A 22,518-nucleotide genomic window follows, 5' to 3' on the forward strand; every position below is an offset into this window, starting at 1 on the left:
AGGAGCGAAGCGACGAAGCAATTCCATCCATCCCCGTGCGGCGACATGGATTGCTTCGCTTCGCTCGCAATGACGAACGGATATACCGGTTGTTAATTCGCCGTATACACCAACTCCCGCTCGGCGCGCGGCGGCAGGAATTCGCGGGAGAAAATCTCCGCAGGCGCCGGCGCGCGGGCGAGCTGGTAGCCTTCGACGATGATACCGATGGCGCGGGCCATGCGGTCGTCCTTGACATCGCCGACGCCGATCTCCTTCATCTCGGGCGACACGATCAGCTTGTCGAAGGAAAACTGCAGGCGACGCTTCTCGACCTCGGCATTGATCAGATTGTCGTAGTTCAACGCGGCCTTCATCCCGGCATTCTGGTCCTTGGCGATCGCGATAACGGCTTTGTTGACGGCGCGGACGAGGCCAGCGACGGCCTTCGGGTTGGACGCCAGCAGCTTGCGCGACACCATCATGCCGTTGGAATAGAGATCGAGGCCGTAATCGCCGAACGAAAACCACCTGTAGTCCTTGTCGGGATCCTGGCGGTTCAGCACCAGGTTGAAGTAGCTCGTGATGTTAAACACGAGCGCCGCGTCGATATCGCCCTTGATCAGCATCGGCTCCTGCAGGTTCGGCGCCATGTTGGAGATCTTGATCTTCTCGCCCTCGAGCTTGTTCTTGTTGGCAAACACCGGCAACAACCGCGTCGTCGGCGTGCCCTGCGCGCCGCCGAGCGTGCGGCCCTCAAAGTCCTTGATGGTGTTGATGCCGCTGGTCTTCTTGGTGACGATGGCGAACGGCGGCTGGTTCCAGATCATGTAGACCATCACGGGCGCGTCCTGCGGCTTGGTCGAGGCGTTCTGGATGATGGCGTTGACGTCGCCGAAGCCGGCGTCATAGGCGCCCGACATGATGCGCGTCACCGTCGCGCCGGAGCCCTCGCCCTGATCGATCACGACATTGAGGCCCTCTTCCTTGAAGAAGCCGTTGTCCTTGGCGTAGAAGAACGCGGCATCCGAGCCTTGCGTTTTCCAACCCAGCGTGAACTTGATCGTCGTCTCCTGGGCATTGGCGGCGCCGGCAAACAAGACGGCTCCCAACAGCACGGCGCTTACTCTGGCTAACATCGTATTCTCCTCGACGGGGGTTCGATGGCGGTTGGCGAAAACTTTCATGTCGCGATCATGTCGTTCTTGCGGGTGGCCCAGCCGGTGACGCGCCCCTCGATTACCGAGAAGATCACGTAGAGCGCGACGCCGAGGCCGGCGAGCACGAACAGGCCGGCGAACACCAGCGGCACATTGAAATTCGAGGACGCGGTCATCATCACGTTGCCGATGCCGCGGTTCGAGGCGACGGTCTCCGACAATACCGCGCCGACGAAGGCGTAGGAGATCGCGACCTTCAGCGAGGCAAAGAAGAACGGCATGGTGCGGGGCAAGCCGACGTTCCAGAGGATGTCGAACTTGCTGGCGCCGAGTGCTTTCAGCACGTCTTCGAGTTCGGGTTCGGTCGTCGCCAGTCCCGTCGCGATGTTGACCACGATCGGGAAGAAGCAGATCGAGAGCGCGGTCAGCACCGCCGGCACCGAACCGGAGCCGAACCACAGCACGAAGATCGGCACCACGGCGACCTTCGGAATCGAGGAAAATCCGACCAGCAGGGGATAGGCCGTATCATACGCGGTTTTCGAGACGCCGATCACCGCGCCCAATACGACGCCGAGGCCGACGCCAAGAACAAACCCGACCATCGTCGTCGCCAGCGTCTGCAGGATATGCGGCCACAGGGTGGGGAATTTCTCGACCAGCGTGACGAATACCTGCGAGGGACGCGGCAGCACCAGGTCGGACATGCCTGATATCAGGCAGAACAATTCCCAGGCGACGAAGAACAGCACGATCAGTGCCGCCGACCAGGCTTTCTGGCGATAATCGAGATCGGGCATGTCAGGCTGCTCCCTGCGCTGACGCGGTACGGGCATCCTCGATGAACGCGCGCAGTTTCTGGTTCAGCGCGACGAAATCCGGCTCGAAGGTCATGGCCACGGTGCGTGGCCGGGCGAAGTCGACGCGGCTGTCATCGAGGATGCGGCCCGGACGCGCGCTCATCACGCAGATGCGGCCGCCGAGAAAGGCAGCCTCGCGCAGATCATGCGTCACCAAGAGCACGGTCGGCTTGTGCGCGATCCAGAGGTCCTGCAGGATCGACCACAGCTCTTCCCGCGTGAACTGGTCGAGCGCGCCGAAGGGCTCGTCGAGCAGCAGCATGCGCGGCTCGTGGATCAGCGCGCGGCACAGATTGGCGCGCTGAAGCATGCCCCCGGAGAGTTGCCAGGGGTAGCGGTTGCCGAACCCCTTGAGGCCGACCTGCTCGAGCAGCGCATTGGCCTTGTCGCGGAATTCGGTCTTGCGCAGCTTGCGGAATTGCGAGCGGAACGGCTCGACGATCTTGAGCGGCAGCATGATGTTCCGCTCGATCGTCATCCAGGGCAGCATGGTCGGATTCTGGAACGCCATGCCGACGCGTAAAGCGCGCGCCGCCACCTCGCGGCCGCCGACGATGACCACGCCCGATGTCGGCTGCACCAGGCCGCTCACCAGCCGCAGGATGGTCGACTTGCCGCAGCCGGACGGCCCGACCAGCGCGACGAACTCGCCATCGGCGATCCGCAAGCTTGTCGTGGACAGGGCCGGCACCGCCCGGGCGCCGCGGCCGAAGGTGACGGAAGCCTCCGACAGTTCGATCGCTATCGGAGCTGCGGAGCCCGGAACCGGCGTGCCCTGAAATTCGGAATGTGGTTGCATGCGCATCATGGCTGGAAGTGCATGCAAACCGGATGCCAGCCAAACTTGCCTCTGAAATCAAGGGGGCTGCGATTTGCCGCCCGATCCGGCGGATTCCTTTTGTGCAATTCCGCCCTCAAAGTGCATGCAATTGAGGCGCACAATCAGGCGGCAATTGTGATAAGAGGACCCATTCGAAGCACCCGTCAGGATTCGCCGATGGCGCCCCGCCCCGCCAGCAAGACTGCTGTCCCATCCGACAAGGTCGGCGTGATCTGCCGCGCGCTGCGCCGCGCCATCATCGAGCAGGCGCTGGCGCCCGGCGCGAAATTGCCGGAAGATTCGCTCGGCGAGCGGTTTGGCGTCAGCCGCACCATTGCGCGGCATGCGCTGGGCCAATTGGCAGCGGAAGGTCTCGTCGAACTGCGCCGCAACCGGATCGCCGTGGTGGCGACGCCGAGCTGGCAGGAAGCGCGCGATGCCTTTGATATCCGGATCGAACTCGAGCGTCTGGTGGTGCGGCAACTCGCCGGCAAGCTGACCAAGAGCCAGATTGCCGAACTCAACGCCCATGTCGATGCCGAGGATCGCGCGCGCGACGGCTCGGATGCGGTGTCGATCCGCCTCGCGACGGAATTCCACATCCTGCTCGCCAACATGACGAACAGTCCGATCCTGGTGCGTTACGTCAGCGAGGTCGCCTATCGCTGCTGCCTGACGCTATCGCTCTACAGCCGCCCGCATTCGTCGGAATGCGCGATCAACGAGCACCGCGCAATCATCGCCGCGCTAGTCAAGGGCGACGAGGCCAAGGTGATGAGCCTGATGCACAGCCACCTGGATTCGGTGGCCAGCCGCGCGCTGGTAGCCCCCGCCCCGCCGCGCGGCCGCGATTTGCTGGATATTCTGGCGCCCTATGCCGAGGAAGGCGAAAGCGAGCGGGTGGTGAAGCTGCCGAAGGTGGAGCGGGCGAGGTAGGGCGACGTGTCCCGGACGCGGCGCAGCGTGAAACGCTGCTCCGCAGAGCCGGGACCCACGGCAGCAGCGGGTGGGCCCCGGATCAGCAGCGCACCACGCCGCAAGTGCGGCGCGCTGCCCAGCATCCGGGGAACGACCTCACGCCTCAATCCCCATCTGAACCAAAATCCGCTCGGCGCTGTCGTTCCAGACGCCCATCTTCACGATCAGCCCACCCCTGACCACAAAGCGATCGACATAGCGATTGCCTTCGAACGGCGTGCCGTCGAGCCATTCGCCGTAGAGCGTGCCGATGCTGTAGACGACGGTCTCTTCGGCGCCCGGGCAGACGTCGAAGCGGTCCATCTTCTTCTTGACCCAGCGATAGCGCCGCGCGTTGAAGCCGGTCGGGCCGCGGGGATGGTCGAACTCACGTCCACCGGTGAAGGTGATGATCGTGCCCGGCTTCATGTAGGCCACGGCCGCATCGGGATCCGGGATCATCGATGCCGTGAGGTAGGCTTTGACCACCTCGGCGTCGGACATTCCCTTCACTTCGGTTTTAGCGGCGACAGACATGGCGGCTTCTCCTGATGCCAGGGATACTACAGTTCAGCCCACAAACTGCATGCACATATTTTGAACAGTTCAGCCTTCCAATTGCACACAATCTGGAGCTGCCCGTCGCCCCCGCTTCCGATAGGTTGAGACCTTCTCCAGCCCGACGCCTGATGAACACCAAAACCGCCTTTGACCTGATCTTCCGCAACGCCAGGACGCGAACCTCGGCGACGCCTGTCGATATCGGCATCGCCGGCGGGCGTATCGTGGCCATCGAACCCCGGCTTGCCTGCGAAGCAGCCGAGATCGAGGTCGGCGGCAAGCTTGCCCTGCCCGGCTTCGTCGACGCCCACATCCATCTCGACAAGGCCTGCCTGCTCGGCCGCTGCGCGCACAATCATCGCAGCGTCAGCGAAGCCATCGCCGCGGTCGCCGCGATGAAGCGCGATTTCACGGTGGAAGACGTCTATGCCCGCGGCGCGCGCGTGATCGAGCGCGCCATCGTGCATGGCACCACGCGGATGCGTACCCATGTCGAAATCGATCCGCGGATCGGCTTGCGCGGTTTTGAGGCGGTGAAAGCGCTCAAGCGCGATTATGCCTGGGCGCTCGATCTTTCGATCTGCGTGTTTCCGCAGGAGGGCCTGACCAACGATCCCGGCGCCGAGGAACTGCTCATTGCGGCCCTGCGCGACGGCGGTGAGGTGATCGGCGGCTGCCCCTATATGGACACCGATCCGAACACGCATCTCGAAAAGATCTTCGACCTCGCGCAGCAATTCGATGTCGATATCGACCTGCACCTCGACTTCGATCTCGATCCGTCCTGGTGGCATCTCGACGAGGTCTGCAGGCAGACCGAGCGGCGCAATTACCATGGCCGCGTCGCGATCGGTCACGCCACCAAATTATCGGCGCTGCCGCCGGACCGGCTGAAGGCGGCAACGGCGCGGCTGGCGAAATCCGGCGTCGCCGTCACCGTGCTGCCCGCGACCGATCTCTATCTGATGGGCCGCGACGCCACGCATAACGCGCCGCGCGGGCTGACGGTGGCGCACAAGTTGGTTGAAGATGGCGTTCTCTGTTCGGTGGCGACCAACAATGTGCTCAATCCCTTCACGCCGTTCGGCGACGCCTCGCTGCTACGGATGGCGAATTTCTACGCCAATGTCGCACATGCCGGGATCAGCGATTTCGACGCCTGCCTCGATCTCGTGACCGAGCTGCCGGCACGGCTGATGAACCTGCGCGACTACGGCGTCGCGGTGGGCAATCCGGCGGACCTGATCATTCTCGATACCGACAGCGGGACAAACGCGATTGCGGAATTGCCTGATGTGCTGATGGGCTTCAAGAACGGGCGGCAGGTGTTCGAGCGGCGAAAGCCGACGCTATTTGCTCCGTAGGTTGCTGAGCCGGACCTTCGGGCGCGTCTCCGGACGATGCTTCGTATAGCCGGGCGAACCATGCAGGCCATGCCGTGCCTTATGCGCTGCCCTGCAATTGACGATCCCGCCGATCCATTGTTGTTATCAGCCAACCACAACAACAAGCCGGGGGCAGGAAATCATGAAAAAAGCCACCACCGTTAGAAGCGTCGAAACGCTCGCCTGCGACGCCGGATGGCGGAACTACCACTTCGTCAAGATCATGACCGAGGACGGCATCGTCGGCTGGAGCGAGTACGACGAGGGTTTTGGCGCGCCCGGCGTGACGGCGGCGATCGAGCGGCTCGGCGCGCGCGTCGTCGGCAAGAACGCGTTCCAGCACGAGCGGATTTACGCCGAACTGTTCGCCGCGACGCGGCCGGCCGCGGGCGGCGTGGTGGCGCTGGCGCTTGGGGCTCTCGAGAACGCGCTGCTCGACGTCAAGGCCAAGGCGCTCGGCGTGCCCTGCTACGAACTGCTCGGCGGCAAGATCCGCGACCGCATCCGCCTCTACTGGTCGCACTGCGCGACCTGGCGCATCAACCATCCCGACTGGTTCAAGCCGGCGATTACCGATCTCGATGGTGTGAAATCGATTGGCCGCGAGGTACGCGAAAAAGGCTTTACGGCGATGAAGACCAACATCTTCGTCTACACCGACAGCAAGCCGCAAGGCTGGCGGCCGGGCTTTGGTTCGCCGTTCGAACCCGAGATCAACGTCGATCGCAAAGTGCTGCGCAATCTTTGCATGCATCTGGAGGCAATCCGCGACGGCGCCGGCCCCGATGTCGATCTGCTGCTCGACCTCAACTTCAATGCCAAGACCGAGGGCTACCTCAAGATACTGCGCGCTATCAAGGACATCGATCTGTTCTGGGTGGAGATCGACACCTTCAACCCGCAGGCGCTGGGCTACATCCGCCGCCAGAGCCCGCATCCAGTGTCATCCTGCGAGACGCTCTTGGGACTGCGCGAGTTCCTGCCCTATTTCAACGAGCAGGCGATGGATGTCGCCATCGTCGACACGCCATGGAACGGGGTGTGGCAATCGATGAAGATCGCAGCAGCCGCCGAGCATTTCGAGGTCAACGTCGCCCCGCATAATTTCTACGGCCACCTCTGCACCATGCAGAACGCGCATTTTTCCGCCGCGGTGCCGAACTTGCGCATCATGGAAACCGACATCGATCGCCTGGCGTGGGACCATGAACTGTTCACGCATGTGCCTGAGATCGTCGATGGCCATCTCATCATGCCGGACCGCCCGGGCTGGGGCACCGAGCCCAACGAGGAGGGCCTGCGCGCCCATCCGCCGAAGAGCAAGGGCGGGCTGTTGAATCACGGGCAGAAGAAATAGGCGACGCGATTCTGCAGTAGCGCACACCAGGACGTGTACTCAATCGCGGCGCGCAGACCAGGCGCGTTCGATGTCCGCCATAGTGCTGACAACGACGCAAAAACGGACAGTGCTTATGGGCCGCGTTGAGCCGCGGCAAGGCGCCCAAGGCCGCGCGGCGCGGCTTAGCGAAGCCAAATGGGCCGCCGGTCTACATAAATAAAATCGAACGTTGCGGTTCAGGTGTCTTTGATGTCCCATATACCCCAACAGCGGCGCGAACTCGTCCGAGTTGCGTTAAGGCTGTATGGCGAGGAGGTCGAGGCATGAGGATAACGATCGTAGCTTTGGGAACGGCCCTGGCCCTGTATAACCTGGGCACGTTTGGTACCGCAGCGCATGCGCAGACGGCCCAAGTCGTTCGTGAACCACGGGAAAGGCCCATCATCAGGGTACCCATCGTAAGGCCAACTCCCTACTGGGATTACAATATCGTTCCACGATATCGTTATCGCCCTGAGGACGACCGGGTCGATCCGTGCGGCGGGCCCGTAGTGCCGGTGATACGCGAGGGGCCTCAAGAGGCAACGGTTCCGTTGTGGCTGGCGAACGAATTGGGTCTTGGCCGTGTGCATGGTCGAGATTGGCCGTGTAGGGGCCGAAGGCGGTAATGCACCACGCGAGCAGAAAATTTCTGCTTAGCTCCCAACGGCCGACTTCTTCGCCTTCATAGGTACATGCTCTAGCAGACTCGTCATCTAGAGGAGCGCGGAATGCGTGTCTCGAACGATGCACGGCCACCGGCCGAGCCATCGCACCTCGAGACGGCCGCTGCGCGGCCCCCTCAGGGTGGGGACAGAGTGAAATTTCCTACATTCACTTGTCGCCCAGAAACGCGCTCTCGATGACGTCGCCGATCGGCTGCCAGGAATTGCCGTCGAACTGCACCAGCCGCATCTGTTCGATCGGATGGAAGTCCGACGGCCCGGTGTTGATCGCTATTCCCGGAAATGCGACCGTGCTCTGGTAGTTCCGCAAGGATGCGGCTTGCCGCATGATGTTCTCGCGCGACAGGTCGTCGCCACATTGGATCAGTACGCGCGCTAGCGTCTCGGCCGCCGCGTAACCGAAGATGGCATTGCCATCCTCCTTGTCGCCATCAGGATAATACTTATCCATGAACGCCAGCCATTCCTTGATGGCGGGGTCATCTTTCCAGGTGGCGTCGCTGGCGTCCTTCAGGAACGAGGTGGAGATCACGCCGACGGAATTCTGCAGCCCCGCCGGCCGCAGCGCGTTCGCGATCGACGCCGCCGCATTGACCAGCACTAGCACCGGATGCCAACCCAATTCAGCCGCTCTACGGATGGCACGCGCCGAGATCGGCGGTGCGCAGTTGAGCACGAGGACGTCAGCGCCCGAGTTCTTGAGGATGTCGACCTGGGTATCGATCGACATATCAGCCTCGATGGCGATGTCAGCAACGATCATGTTGGCGGTGATGCCGAGCCCCTCCTGCAATCCCCGGAACAGATCGCGACCGAACTGATCGTTCTGCCAGAGCACGGCGATCTTCCGGCTCGGATAGGCTGCCTGGATATAATTGGCGTAGATGCGGCCTTCGGCCCGGAACGTCGGCTGCCAGCCCATCGTCCACGGAAAGCGCTTGGGATGCGCCCACTCCTCGTCGCCGGAGGCGACGAAGAGCTGTGGGATATTTCTCTCGTTGAGATAGGTTCGCGTCGCCAGGTTGGTCGGTGTGCCAAACGATCCGAACATCAGGTGCACTCGCTCCTGCTCGACCAGCTCACGGGTATGCTCGACCGCCGTTCTCGGATTTGAGCTGTCGTCGCGGGAGATGAACCTGATCTTACGCCCGTTGATGCCGCCGCGCTCGTTGATCATGTCGAAATAGGCGGCCTCCGCCCTGCCGATCGAAGCGAACGCGGCAAGCGGGCCGGTATAGGGCATGATGTTGCCGATGCGGATTTCGGTGTCGGTCACGCCGGCAGCCCGGGCCGGCTGCAGGGCGGCGACTGCCAACATTGCGACGACGCAATACAGCGCCAGTCTGGCTTTTGTTATTATTTGCATCAACATGGCCTCGAACGCCAAACTACAGGGAGTTTGTGACGCCTAACCCAGCGGCCGGAATGATAGCGCGCATGACGAGATTGTCGAAATCAAATGTTGGCCGCGTGGCCGCGTAGGGTGGGCACGGCGCTTGCGCGCCTTTGCCCACCCTACGCTCTCCGCTTCACCGGAGCGTAATATCCAGCCATCCCAGCGTATTCACCGCGACGCGGTCGCCGGTATCGACCAGAACGGTCGTGGTCTCGGCCTCGATGATGGCGGGTCCGGCCAAAGTGTGGCCGGGCTGCAGGTCATCGAGCGCGTAGACCGGGACTTCGCGCCAGCCGCCGAAGAAGGCCTGCCGCCGGCTGCGTGGCGAACAGGTGCTGGATGCTGCGCTCTCCCGCGCGCCCTCGTCCTGCCGCTGGACTTCACCGACCGCTGCCACGCGCGCGTTGACGAACACGACTTCCTGGCCGCGCGAGGCGTAGGTGTACAATTCCTCGTGCCTGACGTGAAAGCGGTCCTCGATCTGCTCGACGAGATCGGCGGCATTCCAGTCAAGACCGTCGAGCGAGACGTCGATCTCAAAGATCTGCTCGCCGTAGCGCATTTCGGCGGAGCGCTCGATTGCGATCGGCCCATCGAACCATGAGCGCAGCCGGCCGGCGGCCTGCTGTTCCAGTCCGGCAAACAGCCCGCGCACTTCGTCGGCCGAGATGCGCGCGCCGGCGCCATAATGCGTGCGGCTAACTTCATACCGGAGATCGCTGGTCAGCATGCCCCAGGCCGACAGCACGGACGCCACCGTCGGCACGATGATGCGCTTGATCTCGAGCTCGCGCGCGACCTCCGCCGCGTGCAGGCCCGCCGCGCCGCCGAAGCTCAACAGCGCAAATTTTCGCGGATCGACGCCGCGGCGCAGCGTCATCAGGCGGATGCCGTCGGCCATGTTCAAATTGATCATGCGGTAGATGCCGGCGGCGGCCTCGATGCGCGACAGCGCCATCGTTTCAGCGATGCGGTCGACGGCCGCCTCCGACGCTGCGCGGTCGAGCGGGCGCTTGCCGCCCATGAACGCTGCGGCGTCGAGATAGCCGAGCACGACATTGGCGTCGGTGACGGTGGCAGCCTCGCCGCCATTGCCGTAACAGGCCGGGCCAGGTACCGAGCCCGCGCTTTCGGGCCCGACCCGCAGGGTGCGGCTGGCATCGACGCTCGCGATCGAGCCGCCGCCCGCGGCGATGCTGGCGATATCGAGGCTGCGCAGCGCGATGCGCTGGCCGGCCAGCATGCCGTCGGCGGAGAGCGAGACCTGTCCCCCAGAAATCAGCGAGATATCGGTGGAGGTGCCGCCCATGTCGAACGGCACCAGATCGGGAATGCCGACCAAGTCGGAACAGCGCCGTCCGCCGGACATGCCGCCCGCGGGGCCTGACAGCACCGTGCCCGCGGCAAGGCGCGAAGCTTCCTCGACCGGCGCCATGCCGCCATGCGACAGCACCACGAAGAGACTGCCCTTGAAGCCGGCTTCGCCGAGCCGCGCTTCGAGGTTGGTCAGATAGCGCCGCACGATCGGCTCGACGTAGGCGTTCACGATCGTGGTCGAGACGCGCTCATATTCCTTGATCTGCGGCAGCACGTCGCTGGAGCGCGAGATGCTGATGCCGGGCAGCGCCTGCTTCAGCCGCTCGACGGCGGCGAGTTCGTGAACCGGGTTGAGATAGGAATGCAGAAAGCACACCGCGACCGAGCTCGCGCCCGATTGCCTGATGCCGGCAATGGCATCGTCGAGCGACTTTGGGTCGAGCGGAACAAGGACACTGCCGTCGGCCTTGAGCCGCTCCTTGACACCGAAACGCAAATCACGCGGCACCAGCGGCGCCGGCGGCGGTGAGCGCAAATCGTAGCGATCCGGTTTCAGCCCCTCGCGCATTTCGATGACGTCGCGATGGCCTTCGGTGGTGATCAGCGCGACTTTGGCGCCTTTGCGCTCCAGCAGCGCATTGGTCGCGACCGTCGTGCCGTGCACGAGGCGATCGGTCGCCGCGAGCATGTCCGCGCGCGTGACGTTGAGCCGTCGCGCCAATTCTTCCAGCCCTGCCATCACGCCGATCGACTGATCCGCCGGAGTAGATGGCGATTTTGCAAATACGGTTCGTCCGGTCTCGTCCGTGGCCACTAGATCGGTGTAGGTCCCGCCGACGTCAACGCCTATCCTGAACATCATGAGGACGCCCGCTCCGTCGGGACTTCGGTGAAGCCCTGCTCGCGGTCGCGCCGCCGCGCATCCGCCGATCGTTTCGCGGGCGGCCCCCAGCCTCCGCCGCCGGAGGAACGGATTTCGAGGCAATCGCCGGGGCGCAGCTCGATACCGACTTCCTTGGTGCGCAGCACGCGCGGCTCGCGCCCCTCGGAGAGTAGACGATAATGGTGCGGCTTGCCGTCCTCACCGCCGAGCATGCCGCACGGACCGTGTCGCGCGCCGTCGCCGGCGGTATTGCCCTTCGCTGGCTTTTCCGTCTCCAGCACCAGATCGAGCGACACGCCGAGGCCGCCACGATGCTGTCCGTCGCCGCCGGAGCCGGGGCGGAATTCATGGTTACGGAAATGCAGCGGAAAGCGCACTTCGGCCACCTCCAGGCTGCCGAACTTCAGCCCGCCGACCGAGTGCCATTCGCCGATCGACGACCAACCGTCGCCGCCCGACGACGCGCCGCCGCCGGGCCGCGCCTGGAACAGGTGCCAGATGAAATTCTTGCCTGTGCGCGGGTCCTCACCCTGGATCGCGATGCGAAAGCGCCGGCTCCAGCCCGCCATTGCGCGCTCCGGGCAGGACGCCGACAGGGCTTTCACGATGGCCTCGACGATTTCATTGGACGGATGACTGGTGCACAGCGTCACCGGCCGGCCCGGATCGGCCCACACCACCGTGCCCTGTTTCGCAATTACCTTCAGCGGCCGCAGCGCGCCGGTGTTCTTGGGGATTTCCGCATCGATCAGATAGGCAAACGCCATCGCCACCGCGGCCTGCATGTTGGCGTGCGAGGAGTTCACAAAGCTGGTCGATTGCGGATCGGAGTCGGTGAGATCGACTTCGACGTCGCTGCCGTTCTTGGTGACCTTGGCGGCTATGCGGATATCGGTACGGCCATGGCCGTCGTCGTCGAGAAACGCCTCGCCGTAAAACACGCCGTCCTTCCAGGTCGAGACCACCGCGCGGGTCTGCTGCTCGGTCGCGTCGAGGATGGCTTCCACCGCGGCTTCGACCACCGGCGCGCCGAACTCGGCGAACAGTCGCGACAACCGCCGCTCGCCGAGATGCGCCGCGCCGAGCATCGCCGCGAGGTCGCCGCGGAACTCTCTGGGGTTGCGAATGTTCAGCGCCAGCAGGTCAAGCAGATCGTCGCGGAGCTTGCCCGCTTCATAGAGCTTGATTGGCGGAACGCGCAGCCCTTCCTGATAGATCTCGGTCGCGGCGGGGTTATAAGCGCCGTGGGTGGCGCCGCCGATGTCGCTCTGGTGTGCGCGCACGATGGTCCAGAGCAGCCGCCGCTCGCCGTCGAACACCGGCACGAAGGCGGTCAAATCAGGCAGATGGCTGCCGCCATAATAGGGATCGTTGAGCAGGATGACATCGCCCCACTTCACATCCTTGAACCGCTCTTCGACCGCGAGCGTCGCCCAGGGCAGCGCGCCGACATGCACAGGTAAGTGATCAGCCTGCGCGATCAGTCGTGCGCTGGTGTCGCAGATCGCCAGCGAGAAATCGCGGCTGGAATTGAGGATCTGCGAATAGGAGGTGCGAAGCATCGCCTCGCCCATCTCCTTCACGATCGAACTGAGGCGATGCTGGACGACGGAACGCGTGATGGGATCGATCTTGGCGGACATTCGGTGCCGTTATTACTTGCCGTTCGATGGGTTTCCCTTCGCTCTACCATCCTACGTGTACATCAAAAACACAATCACCCCGACTATCAAGGCCGCGGCCATGAATAGCAGCACTGCGGGAAGGCCGAAGATCGTTGCCACTACGCCGGTTGTCGATTGCATCAGTGCGGCGCCGAGGAAGAATGCGAGGTTGATCGCAGAGAGCGCCTTGCCGGCGTTCTGCGCGCCCGCCATTTGCCGCGTCATGCCGAAGAGCAGCGGCTGCGTCGATATCGCGATGCCCATCATGACAAATAGCGCGCCATCGATCTGCGCCGGCACGGCCTTTACGCCGAGCAACTCGGACAGTGGATAGTTGGGCGCGCCGGCCGCTGCCAGGGCTAGCAGCAACGCCGCAAGGGAAAGCGTCGCGGCCAGCACTTCGCGGCGATGGCCGATGGTGCGATCGAGAATGCCCATCAACAAGGGGCCTACGATCAGCGCCAGCGTGAACAGGCCAAGCACGTTGCCGGCCTCGATGCGGCCGAGCGCCTTGACTTCCATCAACCACGGGCCGCCCCACAAGCCCCGCATCACCAGCGAGGCCGCGAGCGAAACCAGCGCCAGCGCGATCAGGCCGCGCAGTGGTCGCGACAGGCCGATGCGCAGGACATCGGCCATCTGCGACAGCGGCGAGGACGGATCGGCATGCGCGGCCGGCTGTTTCGGAACCAGCAGAAATACGGCCAGCGCAACGGCAGCGCCGAAACCGGCAGAGATCCAAAACCCCGCGCGCCAGCCAAAATGTTCGACGACGAAGGCCAGCGGGCTCGACGACAGCAGCATGCCGATATTGCCGATCGAGAGAATGATGCCGGACCAAAGGCCGAAGCGTGCCGCCGACATCTGCTTCGCCGCCAGCGTCATCGGGCACATCAGCATGCCCGAGGTGGCGACCCCGAGCAGAAATTGGCCGAACAGAAAGCCCTCCGGCCCGGTGGCCAGACCCGACGCCAGCGCGCCGACGATGGTTCCCGCCAGCAGACCGAGCGACACCGGCCGCACGCCAAACCGATCCATCGCTGCGCCGACCGGAATCTGCGAAGCGGCAAAGGCAAAATGATAGATCGAGGTCAGGCTGGCCAGCGTCTGCGAGGGCGTTTTGAAATCGGCCGCCATCACGTCGAGGCTGATGGCCGGAATGGTTCGCAGCAGAGTCGACAGCATGTGACCGCAGGCCAGCGCCAGCAGCGCAAAAATCAGGGCGCGGAAACTGACATCCGCACCGTCGGCCTTGCCGTCGTCCATGAGCCGTCTCGCCCCAAAACCGTTTCGGGGCGAGGTAGCACCAATATGTTGAGAACGCGAATCCGCCGCTCGCAGCGATCAGGTCCTGTGGAACACCAGCGTTCGCAGTTCGATGCTCTCGCGTGGCGGCGCATCGGCCGGCGTGGTCGGATCGATGAAGGCGGTATGCGGCCCGAACCGCGTGCGGCCATCGGTTGCGGAATCGTAGCACTTCAACAGCAACGCCTCGTCGGTCCGCATTTCCGGAATGTAGTACCAGCGATGGTTCGGATTGTATTTTACCGAATAGGTTTCGCCGCTGCGGTTCGGATAGATCAGGTCGGAAGCGACAAGATCGCCCGGCTCCACCGACTGGCCGTCGCACATCGCAAGCGGCGTATCGCGCAACGGACCCCGGATCGGCCGCCAGACGTTGATGACCTGCACCCGTCCCCTCAGAAGCTCGTCGGCCTCATTCGGCAGATGTTCGCGCACGCGGTTGGCGCCTGATTTATCGGTCTGGTCGACATGGACGCGTGTGGCCGGCTGGCGTGGGCCAGCCCCCCTGATATCGGCGGCGCCCTCCACGCGCTTGCGTACGGTGTGGTCGAAGATGAAGACGCGGTCGGCCTTGAGCGTCGCCTTCAGGAAGGCTTCCACGGCGGGATAGTAGACGTTCCTCACTTCCTTATCGTCGTAGAAATTCCTGACGATGGTGGGATGGCGGACCAGCGCAAAACCTTCGCGGTCGAGCGAAAGGTTTGCCGCGATCAGGCGCGCGTCGAAGATCGGAACGTTGTGCGGTTCGGGCAGCGCGGTGGATTTGGCTTCGCCCGGCGGCGGATCGAAAGCGTAGGTGCGGGGCTTTCCCGGCGTCGGCGCGAGATAGTTCAGCTCGGCGGTGACGAAGGGAAGCGATTCGAGTTTTGCTTGCTGCAGGCCCATGGTGGTCTCCTGGACTCCATTGTTGTTCTGCTTGATCTTGGCGCGGCCGCCGAACCCCACAAGGCGCGCTCGAAAATAGCAACATTGCCGTTCCCGGTGGCGGCAAACGGGGAAAATCCTTTTCGAAAGTGCCGGCCAACCCGCATGGTATTCCGCCCCTCACGCGTTCGTCATCGCGCAAGAGCGCGCGTTGACGCTGCGATGAGGCACGGCAACAATGTGGTTCACTCGACCCGTTCCAGCTCAACGCACAGGCAGAACCACATGCAAGTCACGATGAAGGACAGAGTCGCCGTCGTCACCGGCGGCAGCAAGGGCATTGGCCTCGCCGTCGCGCGGCGATTTGCCGCCTCCGGCGCCAAAGTGGCGATCCTCGCGCGCGGCGCAGCCGACCTGACGGCGGCGCGAAAGCTGCTTGCGAAGGACGGACTGGAGGTCCGCGATTACGTCTGCGACGTCTCGAAGGCGGAAGACATCGGCAATGCGCATGAAAGGATTGTCGCCGACCTCGGCCCGGTCGACATCCTCATCAACAATGCAGGCACCGCGCGGACAATGGCGTTCGAGAACATCTCCGACGAGGCCTGGCAGGAAGACCTCGATCTCAAACTATTCGCTGCGATCCGCTTCAGCCGGCTGGTCTGGCCGGGCATGAAGGCGCGCAAATGGGGCCGCATCATCAACGTGCTCAACACCTACGCCAAGGCGCCGGCGGCCTCCTCGGCGCCAACCTCGGTCTCACGGGCGGCCGGCATGGCGCTGACCAAGGTGATGGCGAGCGAAGGCGGCGAGCACAACATCCTGGTGAACGCCATGCTGGTCGGCCTGATCATGAGCGATCAATGGGTCAAGCGCCACGCCGCGCAGGCACCCGAAATGGATTTCGAGGTGTTTGCCAAGAATCTCGCCAAGGGCACGCCTTTGGGGCGCATCGGCACAGCGGAGGAATTCGCCAATTTGGCCTGTTTCCTCGCTTCCGATCAGGGCTCGTTCATCACCGGCACCGCCATCAATGTCGATGGCGGGCGGTCGCCGGTGGTGTAAGAGCGAGCTGCGCTGCCGCATCTTCTCCCTCGCCCCACTCTTGCGGGGAGAGGGTTGGGGTGAGGGGCTGTTTCGGCAAATTCGAAAGATCGGAGTACGCGGAGAGCGCGCCCCTCACCCGCCGCGTAAGCGCGGCGACCTCTCCCCGCAAGAGCGGGGCGAGGTAAACAAAACAAAAAGGCCCCCGTCGCCAGGGGCCTTTTCGCTTTTTCTTAAACCGCGTCCTTGGCGGCCTTGACCGGACGGGCCCGGACGATCTTGCGAGCCGGCTTGGCCTTGAACATCATTTCCTCGCCCGTGAAGGGGTTGGTGCCCTTCCGAGCCTTGGTCGCCGGCTTCTTCACCACGACGAATTTCGCGAAGCCGGGAACGAGGAACACTCCGTTCTTCTTCAGCTCCTTGTGGCCGACGTCAACGAGCGTGTCCATCACGTTCTTGACCTCTTTCTTCGAAACTTCGGTGGTGGTCGCGATCTTCTCGATGAGCTGCGACTTAGACATTTGGGTGGCCATGGTTGCTCCATTGATTCTGGCACAGGCGACGATATGTCGGAAACCGCCTAAAAAACAGGGTTTCCGACATTCTGCACAACTATCTCGCTAGTCGAGTTGCAGTGATTCGTCCAATTTTTCCGGGGTTTTTGGCATCGGAAACCGTCCGGAGCCCTATTTTTATGGGGAATCAGCGCACCCCGGGCCCCCCTTTCCGGACAATCTGACCCTGCCCTCGGGTCTTTGCCCCTACCGGGGCGAGCCCTGATTTGCCTTCTGACAGGACAAAATGCGCAGATTGATCGGCCAGTAAGCACGTTGTTTGGTCGGGCGGATCCTTCCGCCGGCGACCGCTATCCGCACGAATTCTCCGGCGGCCAGCGCCAGCGTATCGGACTTGCGCGGGCGCTGGCGCTGAAGCCGGACGTGCTGGTGGCGGACGAGCCGGTGTCGGCGCTAGACGTTTCCGTGCAGGCGCAGGTGTTAACGCTGCTCGCCGAATTGCGGGCGCGGCTCGGGCTTTCGATCGTCTTCATTACGCATGATTTGCGCGTGGCGGCGCAAATCTGCGACCTCGTCGCGGTGATGAAGGATGGTGAGGTGGTGGAGCACGGACACGCGGCGGAGGTGTTCGGAAATCCGCAGCATCCGTATGCGCGCGCTGCTCGACTCGATCCCCGGCGGGGAGTTTGCGCGGGAGCACGCGACGGCGGCGGTGTAGTTGCTCCCTCCCGCCCTTTCGCGGGGGAGAGGGAGAAGATCACGCCATCTCCCTGGCATCTCGCCGGCGGTAGACCAGCAGCATCAGCGGCGCCAGTTTTCGCAAAATGCCGTGGGCGACGATCGGCACTGGCTTGGTGAACGGAAGTGCCAGTTCGTTCTCCGGCACGCCGCGGACGGCCTTTGCGAGCTCGTTGCCAAGCGGAATCGTCAGCGCCACGGCGCGGCCGTTGCAACCGGTCCAGCCGAACGCATTGGGCCCGAGCTTGTGAATGCGCGGCAGGAAATCCGTGGTCATGCCGACATAACCGTTCCAGACATAATCGAACGAGACCTCGCCGATCTGCGGCCACAGCCGCTGCAGGCGTTCGGTGACGCGCGCCTTGATCCGCTCCACCTTGTTGCCGGGGCCAATCACCGCGCCGCCGGTGACCAGGCGGTTTCGCGCGTCGTAGCGCGCGAAATAGAGTTCGCCATGGGTGTCCGACATCGCCTGTCGCCCCGGGATGATGGTCTTTCGGACGTTGTCCGACAACGGCTGCGTCGCCATCTGCCACGACAGCACCGGCATCACCTCGCGCGTAATCTCTGGCACCAGCGATCTGGAGAACTCGCCGCTATAGGCATTGCTCGCCACGACCAGCGCACGGCCGGAAATCTCGCCCTTCTCGGTTTTGACGACCCAGCGGTCGCCCCGTCGCTCAAAACTTTCCGCCGGCGAGCGCGCGTAAATGTGCGCGCCGAGGCCGAGCACGGTGCGCGCGAGGCCACGGGCCAGCGCCAGCGGATTGATGTGGCCGCCGGTTTTGTTCCAGAAGCCACCGAACCATGCATCGGAGCCGAGCATTTCGCGTGTCTGCTCGCGCGACAGCAACTCAACGGGCGCGCCGAACTTCAACCACTGCCGCACCCGCCGTTCCGCGATCTTGATGCGGCCGGGCGAATGCACGGGCTGAACCCAGCCGGCCTGTTCCCCCTCGGCGTCGATCCTGTAGCGCCTTGTCACGTCGAAGAGATGAGAAGCGCTGTCGCGCAACATGCCGACGAAACGTTCGCCGGCCGCACCGTGCCTGGCGATGATATCTTCCGGATCGGGCCGCGACAGCGTCGGGATCACCTGGCCATTGTTGCGGCCCGATGCACCCCAGCCCGGCTCCGCGGCTTCGACAATCGCGACATCGACGCCCGCTTCGCGCAGATGCAGCGCGGTGGAAAGTCCGGTGAAGCCTCCGCCGATCACGATCACATCGGCCTGCCGCGAGCCGATCAGTTCCGGCAAATCAGGCCCCGATGGCGTCACGGCCGCCCACAATGAATCGGGCCAGCGGACGTTGCTCGTGTTCATCATGATCCTTTCTTGCAGGCAACTGATCGTTCTGATTAGCTTAGACCGCTAACGAGCCTCAGGGAACAAAAGAGTGGCACTCAAAAACATCATCGGAATCGATCACGCCGTGGTCATGGTGAAAGATCTCGACAAAGCCGCCGAAAACTACAAGCGGCTCGGCTTCACCGTGTCGCCGCGCGGCACCCACAGCGCGCATATGGGATCGGGCAACTACACCATCATGTTCGACCCCGACTACATGGAATTGCTCGGCGTGCTGACGCCGACAGAACATAATGCTCCGGCGCGGACATATCTGGAAAAGAACGGCGAAGGCATCGAGCGCATCGCGTTCACGGCGGTGGATTCCGCCGAAGGCGCGGAAGAAATTCGCGCGCGCGGCTATCCGCCGATTGGACCGACCGATTTCGAACGTCCCGTGACGATGCCGGATGGCACGGTATCCGCGGCCAAGTTTCGCATCTTCCAATGGCCGACGGCGGAAGCGCCGGGCGGCGTGCGCATGTTTGCCTGCCAGCACAAGACGCGCGAGACGGTTTGGATTCCCGAATTGATGAAGCACGCCAATGGCGCCAAGCGCCTGAAGCAGGTGCTGATCGTCACGCCGGAGCCGGCGGATGACGCCGCGCAACTTGCGAGCATGATCGATCGTGAGGCACTGGTCGAACCAGACGGCGTCATTGCGGTCCCCTCAGGCGGCGACCGCGCCGACTTCATATTCCTGACAAAGACCCAGCTCGGCACACGCTACCCTGGCGTTCCGCTGACGGGGCTGCCCGAGCGCGGCGGCGCGGGGCTGGTGATCGCGGCCGATCTCGCGGCGGCGGAACAGGCGCTCGGCGCTGTCGGCGTGAAGAGTGCTGATGGCGTTGTGGTGCCGCCGGCAGAGGGCAACGGCACGATGCTGGTGTTCGTTAAGGGGTAAGTCGGAGTGCTCGCGTCCCGGACGCGACGCAGCGTTCTCCCGGCGATGCGAAGCATCGTCCGGTACGCTGCTTCGCAGAGCCGGGACCCAGCCGCGGCGTGGACCTCGGCTCTGCAGCGCACCGCCGGAGTCGCGCGAAGCGCGATCCCGAACGCGATGCGCTGCCGCGGAACGCGACGGCCGATTACTCCGCGGGCGCTGCCGCAGGTAGCTCCGGATGTGCGCTGTAATCCACGCTCGGACTCGTCTTCGCCAGCGCAAACAGTCCCGCCGCCATCGCGGCATAGGCCAGCGCCACGCCCGGCGTGACACCGAGACCGCCGCCGATGCCGACGGCTTCGCCGTGCATGAAACCGAAATACGTCATGGCCGCGCCGGCGAGTGCAAAGGCTGACGCCTTCATGAAGTCGCGTTCGATCACGAACACGCCAATTGCGCCCAGCACGAGGCCGGCGAGGATCGAGCCGCCGCCCATCACTTCCAGCCCGTGATAGAGCACGCCTTGCTGCGATAGCGATGCAAGGGCTGCTGATTTGACCGCGCCGACTTTGTCGGCCGCAAGACCGCCGACGGCTTGCGCCGCAGCCATGCTCGCACCGAGCATGGTGTCGATCTGCAGTTTCGCCCACGCCGCGAGATGGGGGGTCAGCGCCAGCACGATGGCGGGAGCGTGCTTGAGCGGCGTGGTCTGGAACGCCTGCGCGCCGATCAGCATGCCGATATAGAGCAGGATCGGCGAGATCGCGACCACAGGCACGAGCGCCAGCAGCACCGAGATGATGCCGAACCACGACAGCAGCACCACCATGACGCCGGTCGCGGCCGAATAGCCGATCCGCCCGCCCATCGCTTTCCAGCCGGGATGGCCGATATAAACAGCGTTGATGAAGGGATTACCCATCAGGCAACCGATCAGGCTGACGACGCCGTCGGCAGTCAGCACCCGCGTGGTCGGATATTCGTCGCCGGCGGCTTCCGCGCTTTCGACATTGTCCATGGCTTCGACGAGGTCGTAGATGCCGAACGGGATCGCGGTCACCAGGATGATGCCGAGGAATTCGAAGCCGGAGAAGACGTGGCCGAAGGCCGGCAGCGGTACCGAGAAGCCGAAATTGGCAAAGGCATCACTGAGGCCCTTCAGGCTCAACCCGCCGAGCCCGAGGCCGAACAGGTTCGAGCCCCACGCGATCAGCATGCCGGCGGCAATGGCGACAAGGCCTGCCGGAATCCCCTTCGGATATTTCACGCCACCGAACCAGCTCACCAGGATGATGGCGAAGCAGATCAGGCCGATCTGCGGCGTCATGTACATTTCCAGCGCCGGGCGCATCGAGATGAAGGTGACCGAGACGCCGGCGAGCGTGCCGAGCAGCGCCGCGCGCGGGGTGATTTTCCGGATGTAGGGCGCGATAAAACCGCCGATCATCAGAATAAAACTCTGGAAGAACACCCAGACCAGGCCGGCCGACCAGCCCTTCACGGGGTCACCGGTCTTGAGCGTGATCGGCAGCATGATCACGAAGGTGACGATGAACATGTGCGGTACGCTGACGCCGGACGGCAGCGCGCAGACGTCGTTGCGGCCGGTCTTCTGCGCCAGTTTGTAGGCGAGATATGCGTAATAGAACGTCGAGAGGCACATCATGAGGCCGAGCGCCGGCAGGATGCGGCCGAACACGATATTGTCCGGCATCTTCAGCACGAAGCGCAGCAAGCCGGTCAGCACCAGCATGTTGACGAGGATGTTGGTGCCGAAGCCGAACAGCGCGTTCCAGTCGCCCGGCGTCCACAGCGCCGGCTTGAAAGTGGATGTACCTGATGTCCCCGTTGCGCTCGTGCTCATCGCAATCCCCCTGCTGCTGCCGTTGTTGGAATCTCCGGTGAAAGTGCGTCCAGCACCGCAGCTGAATCCGAGACCCAGCCGAAGATGCCGCCCTGCGCCTTGATCATCTTCAGGCCCATCTCGTGGAATTCGGGAAAATAGGAGGCGCAGCCATCTGCCAGCACCACGCAGCGATAGCCGCGGTCGTTGGCTTCGCGCACCGTGGTGTTGACGCAGACCTCAGTGGTGACGCCGCATACCAAAAGGTTCTCGATGCCGTAGCGCTGCAAGACGTCACCGAGCTCGGTGGCGTAGAAGGCGCCCTTGCCCGGCTTGTCGATCACGATTTCGCTGTCGAGCGGATAGAGTTCGGGAATGATGTCGTGGCCGGGTTCGCCGCGAATGAGAATGCGTCCCATCGGGCCGGGATCGCCGATGCGCAAGGACGGCGCGCCGCGCTCGACCTTGGCCAGCGGCGCGTCGGAAAGGTCGGGCAGATGGCCCTCGCGGGTGTGAATGACCAGCATGCCGGCCGCGCGCGCCGCTTCCAGCACGGCGGCGATCGGCTTCACCGCGCGCGCGAGCTGGCTGACGTCGTTGCCGAGCGTTTCGCCGAAGCCGCCGGGCTCGAGAAAATCGCGCTGCATGTCGATGATGAGAAGCGCGGTCGCTGCCCAGTCGAGCTCGATCGGCTCCGGCTCCGCTGCGAGCTTACTTGAGTTCGCCATGACGTACGCGCCCCGAACGAGAGAACCCCTCGGGAGAAATCAAGCAAGGCGCGTGCCATTGTGTACAATGGCGACCGGCGGCCGACAGCGACAAAATTGATCGTTGTTTCAATTCGTTGATTGTCGATGCTGAGGCGGTGCGCTTTCCGTCCAACGCATTCTGGACGGGCATCTGCTCACTATCTAAGCAAACCGCAATTGCGC

The 22,518-nt window shown here is 63.6% G+C and carries 18 protein-coding genes and 1 pseudogene; 6 read left to right on the plus strand and 13 right to left on the minus strand.

Annotated elements, in window-relative coordinates; all coding sequences use genetic code 11:
- Positions 1 to 92: 92 nt before the first annotated feature.
- From V1273_RS25610 to V1273_RS25620, 3 genes are read right to left on the minus strand one after another with little or no spacing between them, the layout of a single operon-like run.
- Complete coding sequence (locus V1273_RS25610; RefSeq protein WP_334364025.1) at positions 93 to 1,118, minus strand: ABC transporter substrate-binding protein; 1,026 nt, start codon at positions 1,116 to 1,118, stop codon at positions 93 to 95.
- A gap of 44 nt (positions 1,119 to 1,162) precedes the next feature.
- Complete coding sequence (locus V1273_RS25615; protein ID WP_334381182.1) at positions 1,163 to 1,939, minus strand: ABC transporter permease; 777 nt, start codon at positions 1,937 to 1,939, stop codon at positions 1,163 to 1,165.
- 1 nt (position 1,940) lies between these two features.
- Positions 1,941 to 2,804, minus strand: a complete 864-nt coding sequence (locus tag V1273_RS25620; RefSeq protein WP_442893765.1) for an ABC transporter ATP-binding protein — start codon at positions 2,802 to 2,804, stop codon at positions 1,941 to 1,943.
- Between the two features lie 192 nt (positions 2,805 to 2,996).
- Between V1273_RS25620 and V1273_RS25625 the strand changes: the two genes are divergently transcribed.
- Positions 2,997 to 3,755 (plus strand): GntR family transcriptional regulator, encoded by a 759-nt coding sequence (locus V1273_RS25625; RefSeq protein WP_334411306.1) that lies wholly within the window; start codon positions 2,997 to 2,999, stop codon positions 3,753 to 3,755.
- Between the two features lie 138 nt (positions 3,756 to 3,893).
- On the opposite strand, the gene V1273_RS25630 is transcribed toward V1273_RS25625, so the two are convergent.
- Positions 3,894 to 4,313, minus strand: a complete 420-nt coding sequence (locus V1273_RS25630; RefSeq protein WP_334411307.1) for a nuclear transport factor 2 family protein — start codon at positions 4,311 to 4,313, stop codon at positions 3,894 to 3,896.
- A gap of 152 nt (positions 4,314 to 4,465) precedes the next feature.
- Between V1273_RS25630 and V1273_RS25635 the strand changes: the two genes are divergently transcribed.
- Positions 4,466 to 5,701, plus strand: a complete 1,236-nt coding sequence (locus V1273_RS25635) for an amidohydrolase family protein (protein ID WP_334381179.1) — start codon at positions 4,466 to 4,468, stop codon at positions 5,699 to 5,701.
- A 163-nt stretch (positions 5,702 to 5,864) separates the two neighbouring features.
- A complete protein-coding gene (locus V1273_RS25640; RefSeq protein WP_334411309.1) occupies positions 5,865 to 7,079 on the plus strand; it encodes a mandelate racemase/muconate lactonizing enzyme family protein in 1,215 nt (404 codons plus the stop codon).
- An 855-nt stretch (positions 7,080 to 7,934) separates the two neighbouring features.
- On the opposite strand, the gene V1273_RS25645 is transcribed toward V1273_RS25640, so the two are convergent.
- From V1273_RS25645 to V1273_RS25665, 5 genes are all read right to left on the minus strand, one after another.
- Complete coding sequence (locus V1273_RS25645) at positions 7,935 to 9,152, minus strand: ABC transporter substrate-binding protein (RefSeq protein WP_334411310.1); 1,218 nt, start codon at positions 9,150 to 9,152, stop codon at positions 7,935 to 7,937.
- A gap of 163 nt (positions 9,153 to 9,315) precedes the next feature.
- Positions 9,316 to 11,361: a hydantoinase/oxoprolinase family protein gene (locus tag V1273_RS25650; protein WP_334411311.1), complete on the minus strand. Its 2,046-nt coding sequence runs from the start codon at positions 11,359 to 11,361 to the stop codon at positions 9,316 to 9,318.
- Complete coding sequence (locus V1273_RS25655; protein WP_334364034.1) at positions 11,358 to 13,025, minus strand: hydantoinase B/oxoprolinase family protein; 1,668 nt, start codon at positions 13,023 to 13,025, stop codon at positions 11,358 to 11,360. The genes V1273_RS25650 and V1273_RS25655 overlap by 4 nt, the downstream gene beginning before the upstream one ends.
- A 51-nt stretch (positions 13,026 to 13,076) precedes the next feature.
- Positions 13,077 to 14,312, minus strand: coding sequence for an MFS transporter (locus V1273_RS25660; protein WP_334411312.1), 1,236 nt, complete (start codon positions 14,310 to 14,312; stop codon positions 13,077 to 13,079).
- Between the two features lie 78 nt (positions 14,313 to 14,390).
- Entirely contained in the window at positions 14,391 to 15,236 is an 846-nt protein-coding gene (locus V1273_RS25665; protein WP_334411313.1) for a CmcJ/NvfI family oxidoreductase, read from the minus strand.
- Between the two features lie 276 nt (positions 15,237 to 15,512).
- Here V1273_RS25665 and V1273_RS25670 point away from each other — a divergent pair, with 276 nt between their 5' ends.
- Complete coding sequence (locus V1273_RS25670) at positions 15,513 to 16,280, plus strand: SDR family oxidoreductase (protein WP_334411314.1); 768 nt, start codon at positions 15,513 to 15,515, stop codon at positions 16,278 to 16,280.
- Positions 16,281 to 16,492: 212 nt separating this feature from the next.
- On the opposite strand, the gene V1273_RS25675 is transcribed toward V1273_RS25670, so the two are convergent.
- Positions 16,493 to 16,792 carry an HU family DNA-binding protein gene (locus V1273_RS25675; protein ID WP_057851696.1) on the minus strand — a complete coding sequence of 100 codons (300 nt, stop codon included), beginning with the start codon at positions 16,790 to 16,792 and terminating at the stop codon, positions 16,493 to 16,495.
- A gap of 312 nt (positions 16,793 to 17,104) precedes the next feature.
- Between V1273_RS25675 and V1273_RS25680 the strand changes: the two are divergent.
- A pseudogene (locus V1273_RS25680) lies at positions 17,105 to 17,492 on the plus strand (ATP-binding cassette domain-containing protein); the annotation flags it as partial.
- A 39-nt stretch (positions 17,493 to 17,531) separates the two neighbouring features.
- Here the strand turns inward: V1273_RS25680 and V1273_RS25685 are convergent.
- Positions 17,532 to 18,836 carry an NAD(P)/FAD-dependent oxidoreductase gene (locus tag V1273_RS25685; RefSeq protein ID WP_334412265.1) on the minus strand — a complete coding sequence of 435 codons (1,305 nt, stop codon included), beginning with the start codon at positions 18,834 to 18,836 and terminating at the stop codon, positions 17,532 to 17,534.
- A 73-nt stretch (positions 18,837 to 18,909) separates the two neighbouring features.
- Between V1273_RS25685 and V1273_RS25690 the strand changes: the two genes are divergently transcribed.
- Positions 18,910 to 19,764 carry a VOC family protein gene (locus V1273_RS25690; protein WP_334364038.1) on the plus strand — a complete coding sequence of 285 codons (855 nt, stop codon included), beginning with the start codon at positions 18,910 to 18,912 and terminating at the stop codon, positions 19,762 to 19,764.
- A gap of 184 nt (positions 19,765 to 19,948) precedes the next feature.
- Here the strand turns inward: V1273_RS25690 and V1273_RS25695 are convergent, their stop codons facing one another.
- Complete coding sequence (locus tag V1273_RS25695; RefSeq protein ID WP_334411315.1) at positions 19,949 to 21,607, minus strand: regulator; 1,659 nt, start codon at positions 21,605 to 21,607, stop codon at positions 19,949 to 19,951.
- Positions 21,604 to 22,314, minus strand: a complete 711-nt coding sequence (locus V1273_RS25700) for a cysteine hydrolase family protein (RefSeq protein WP_334411316.1) — start codon at positions 22,312 to 22,314, stop codon at positions 21,604 to 21,606. Before V1273_RS25700 ends, V1273_RS25695 begins: the two co-directional genes overlap by 4 nt.
- Positions 22,315 to 22,518 lie beyond the last annotated feature (204 nt).

The organism is Bradyrhizobium sp. AZCC 1721 (assembly GCF_036924715.1).
GTDB lineage: Bacteria > Pseudomonadota > Alphaproteobacteria > Rhizobiales > Xanthobacteraceae > Bradyrhizobium.

What these genes read in the sequence shown, in the direction of transcription:
- V1273_RS25610 (WP_334364025.1), bottom strand. Translation starts at nt 1,118, where the DNA reads ATGTTAGCCAGAGTAAGCGCCGTGCTGTTGGGAGCCGTCTTGTTTGCC.
- V1273_RS25615 (WP_334381182.1), bottom strand. Translation starts at nt 1,939, where the DNA reads ATGCCCGATCTCGATTATCGCCAGAAAGCCTGGTCGGCGGCACTGATC.
- V1273_RS25620 (WP_442893765.1), bottom strand. Translation starts at nt 2,804, where the DNA reads ATGCGCATGCAACCACATTCCGAATTTCAGGGCACGCCGGTTCCGGGC.
- V1273_RS25625 (WP_334411306.1), top strand. Translation starts at nt 2,997, where the DNA reads ATGGCGCCCCGCCCCGCCAGCAAGACTGCTGTCCCATCCGACAAGGTC.
- V1273_RS25630 (WP_334411307.1), bottom strand. Translation starts at nt 4,313, where the DNA reads ATGTCTGTCGCCGCTAAAACCGAAGTGAAGGGAATGTCCGACGCCGAG.
- V1273_RS25635 (WP_334381179.1), top strand. Translation starts at nt 4,466, where the DNA reads ATGAACACCAAAACCGCCTTTGACCTGATCTTCCGCAACGCCAGGACG.
- V1273_RS25640 (WP_334411309.1), top strand. Translation starts at nt 5,865, where the DNA reads ATGAAAAAAGCCACCACCGTTAGAAGCGTCGAAACGCTCGCCTGCGAC.
- V1273_RS25645 (WP_334411310.1), bottom strand. Translation starts at nt 9,152, where the DNA reads ATGCAAATAATAACAAAAGCCAGACTGGCGCTGTATTGCGTCGTCGCA.
- V1273_RS25650 (WP_334411311.1), bottom strand. Translation starts at nt 11,361, where the DNA reads ATGATGTTCAGGATAGGCGTTGACGTCGGCGGGACCTACACCGATCTA.
- V1273_RS25655 (WP_334364034.1), bottom strand. Translation starts at nt 13,025, where the DNA reads ATGTCCGCCAAGATCGATCCCATCACGCGTTCCGTCGTCCAGCATCGC.
- V1273_RS25660 (WP_334411312.1), bottom strand. Translation starts at nt 14,312, where the DNA reads ATGGACGACGGCAAGGCCGACGGTGCGGATGTCAGTTTCCGCGCCCTG.
- V1273_RS25665 (WP_334411313.1), bottom strand. Translation starts at nt 15,236, where the DNA reads ATGGGCCTGCAGCAAGCAAAACTCGAATCGCTTCCCTTCGTCACCGCC.
- V1273_RS25670 (WP_334411314.1), top strand. Translation starts at nt 15,513, where the DNA reads ATGAAGGACAGAGTCGCCGTCGTCACCGGCGGCAGCAAGGGCATTGGC.
- V1273_RS25675 (WP_057851696.1), bottom strand. Translation starts at nt 16,792, where the DNA reads ATGGCCACCCAAATGTCTAAGTCGCAGCTCATCGAGAAGATCGCGACC.
- V1273_RS25685 (WP_334412265.1), bottom strand. Translation starts at nt 18,836, where the DNA reads ATGAACACGAGCAACGTCCGCTGGCCCGATTCATTGTGGGCGGCCGTG.
- V1273_RS25695 (WP_334411315.1), bottom strand. Translation starts at nt 21,607, where the DNA reads ATGAGCACGAGCGCAACGGGGACATCAGGTACATCCACTTTCAAGCCG.
- V1273_RS25700 (WP_334411316.1), bottom strand. Translation starts at nt 22,314, where the DNA reads ATGGCGAACTCAAGTAAGCTCGCAGCGGAGCCGGAGCCGATCGAGCTC.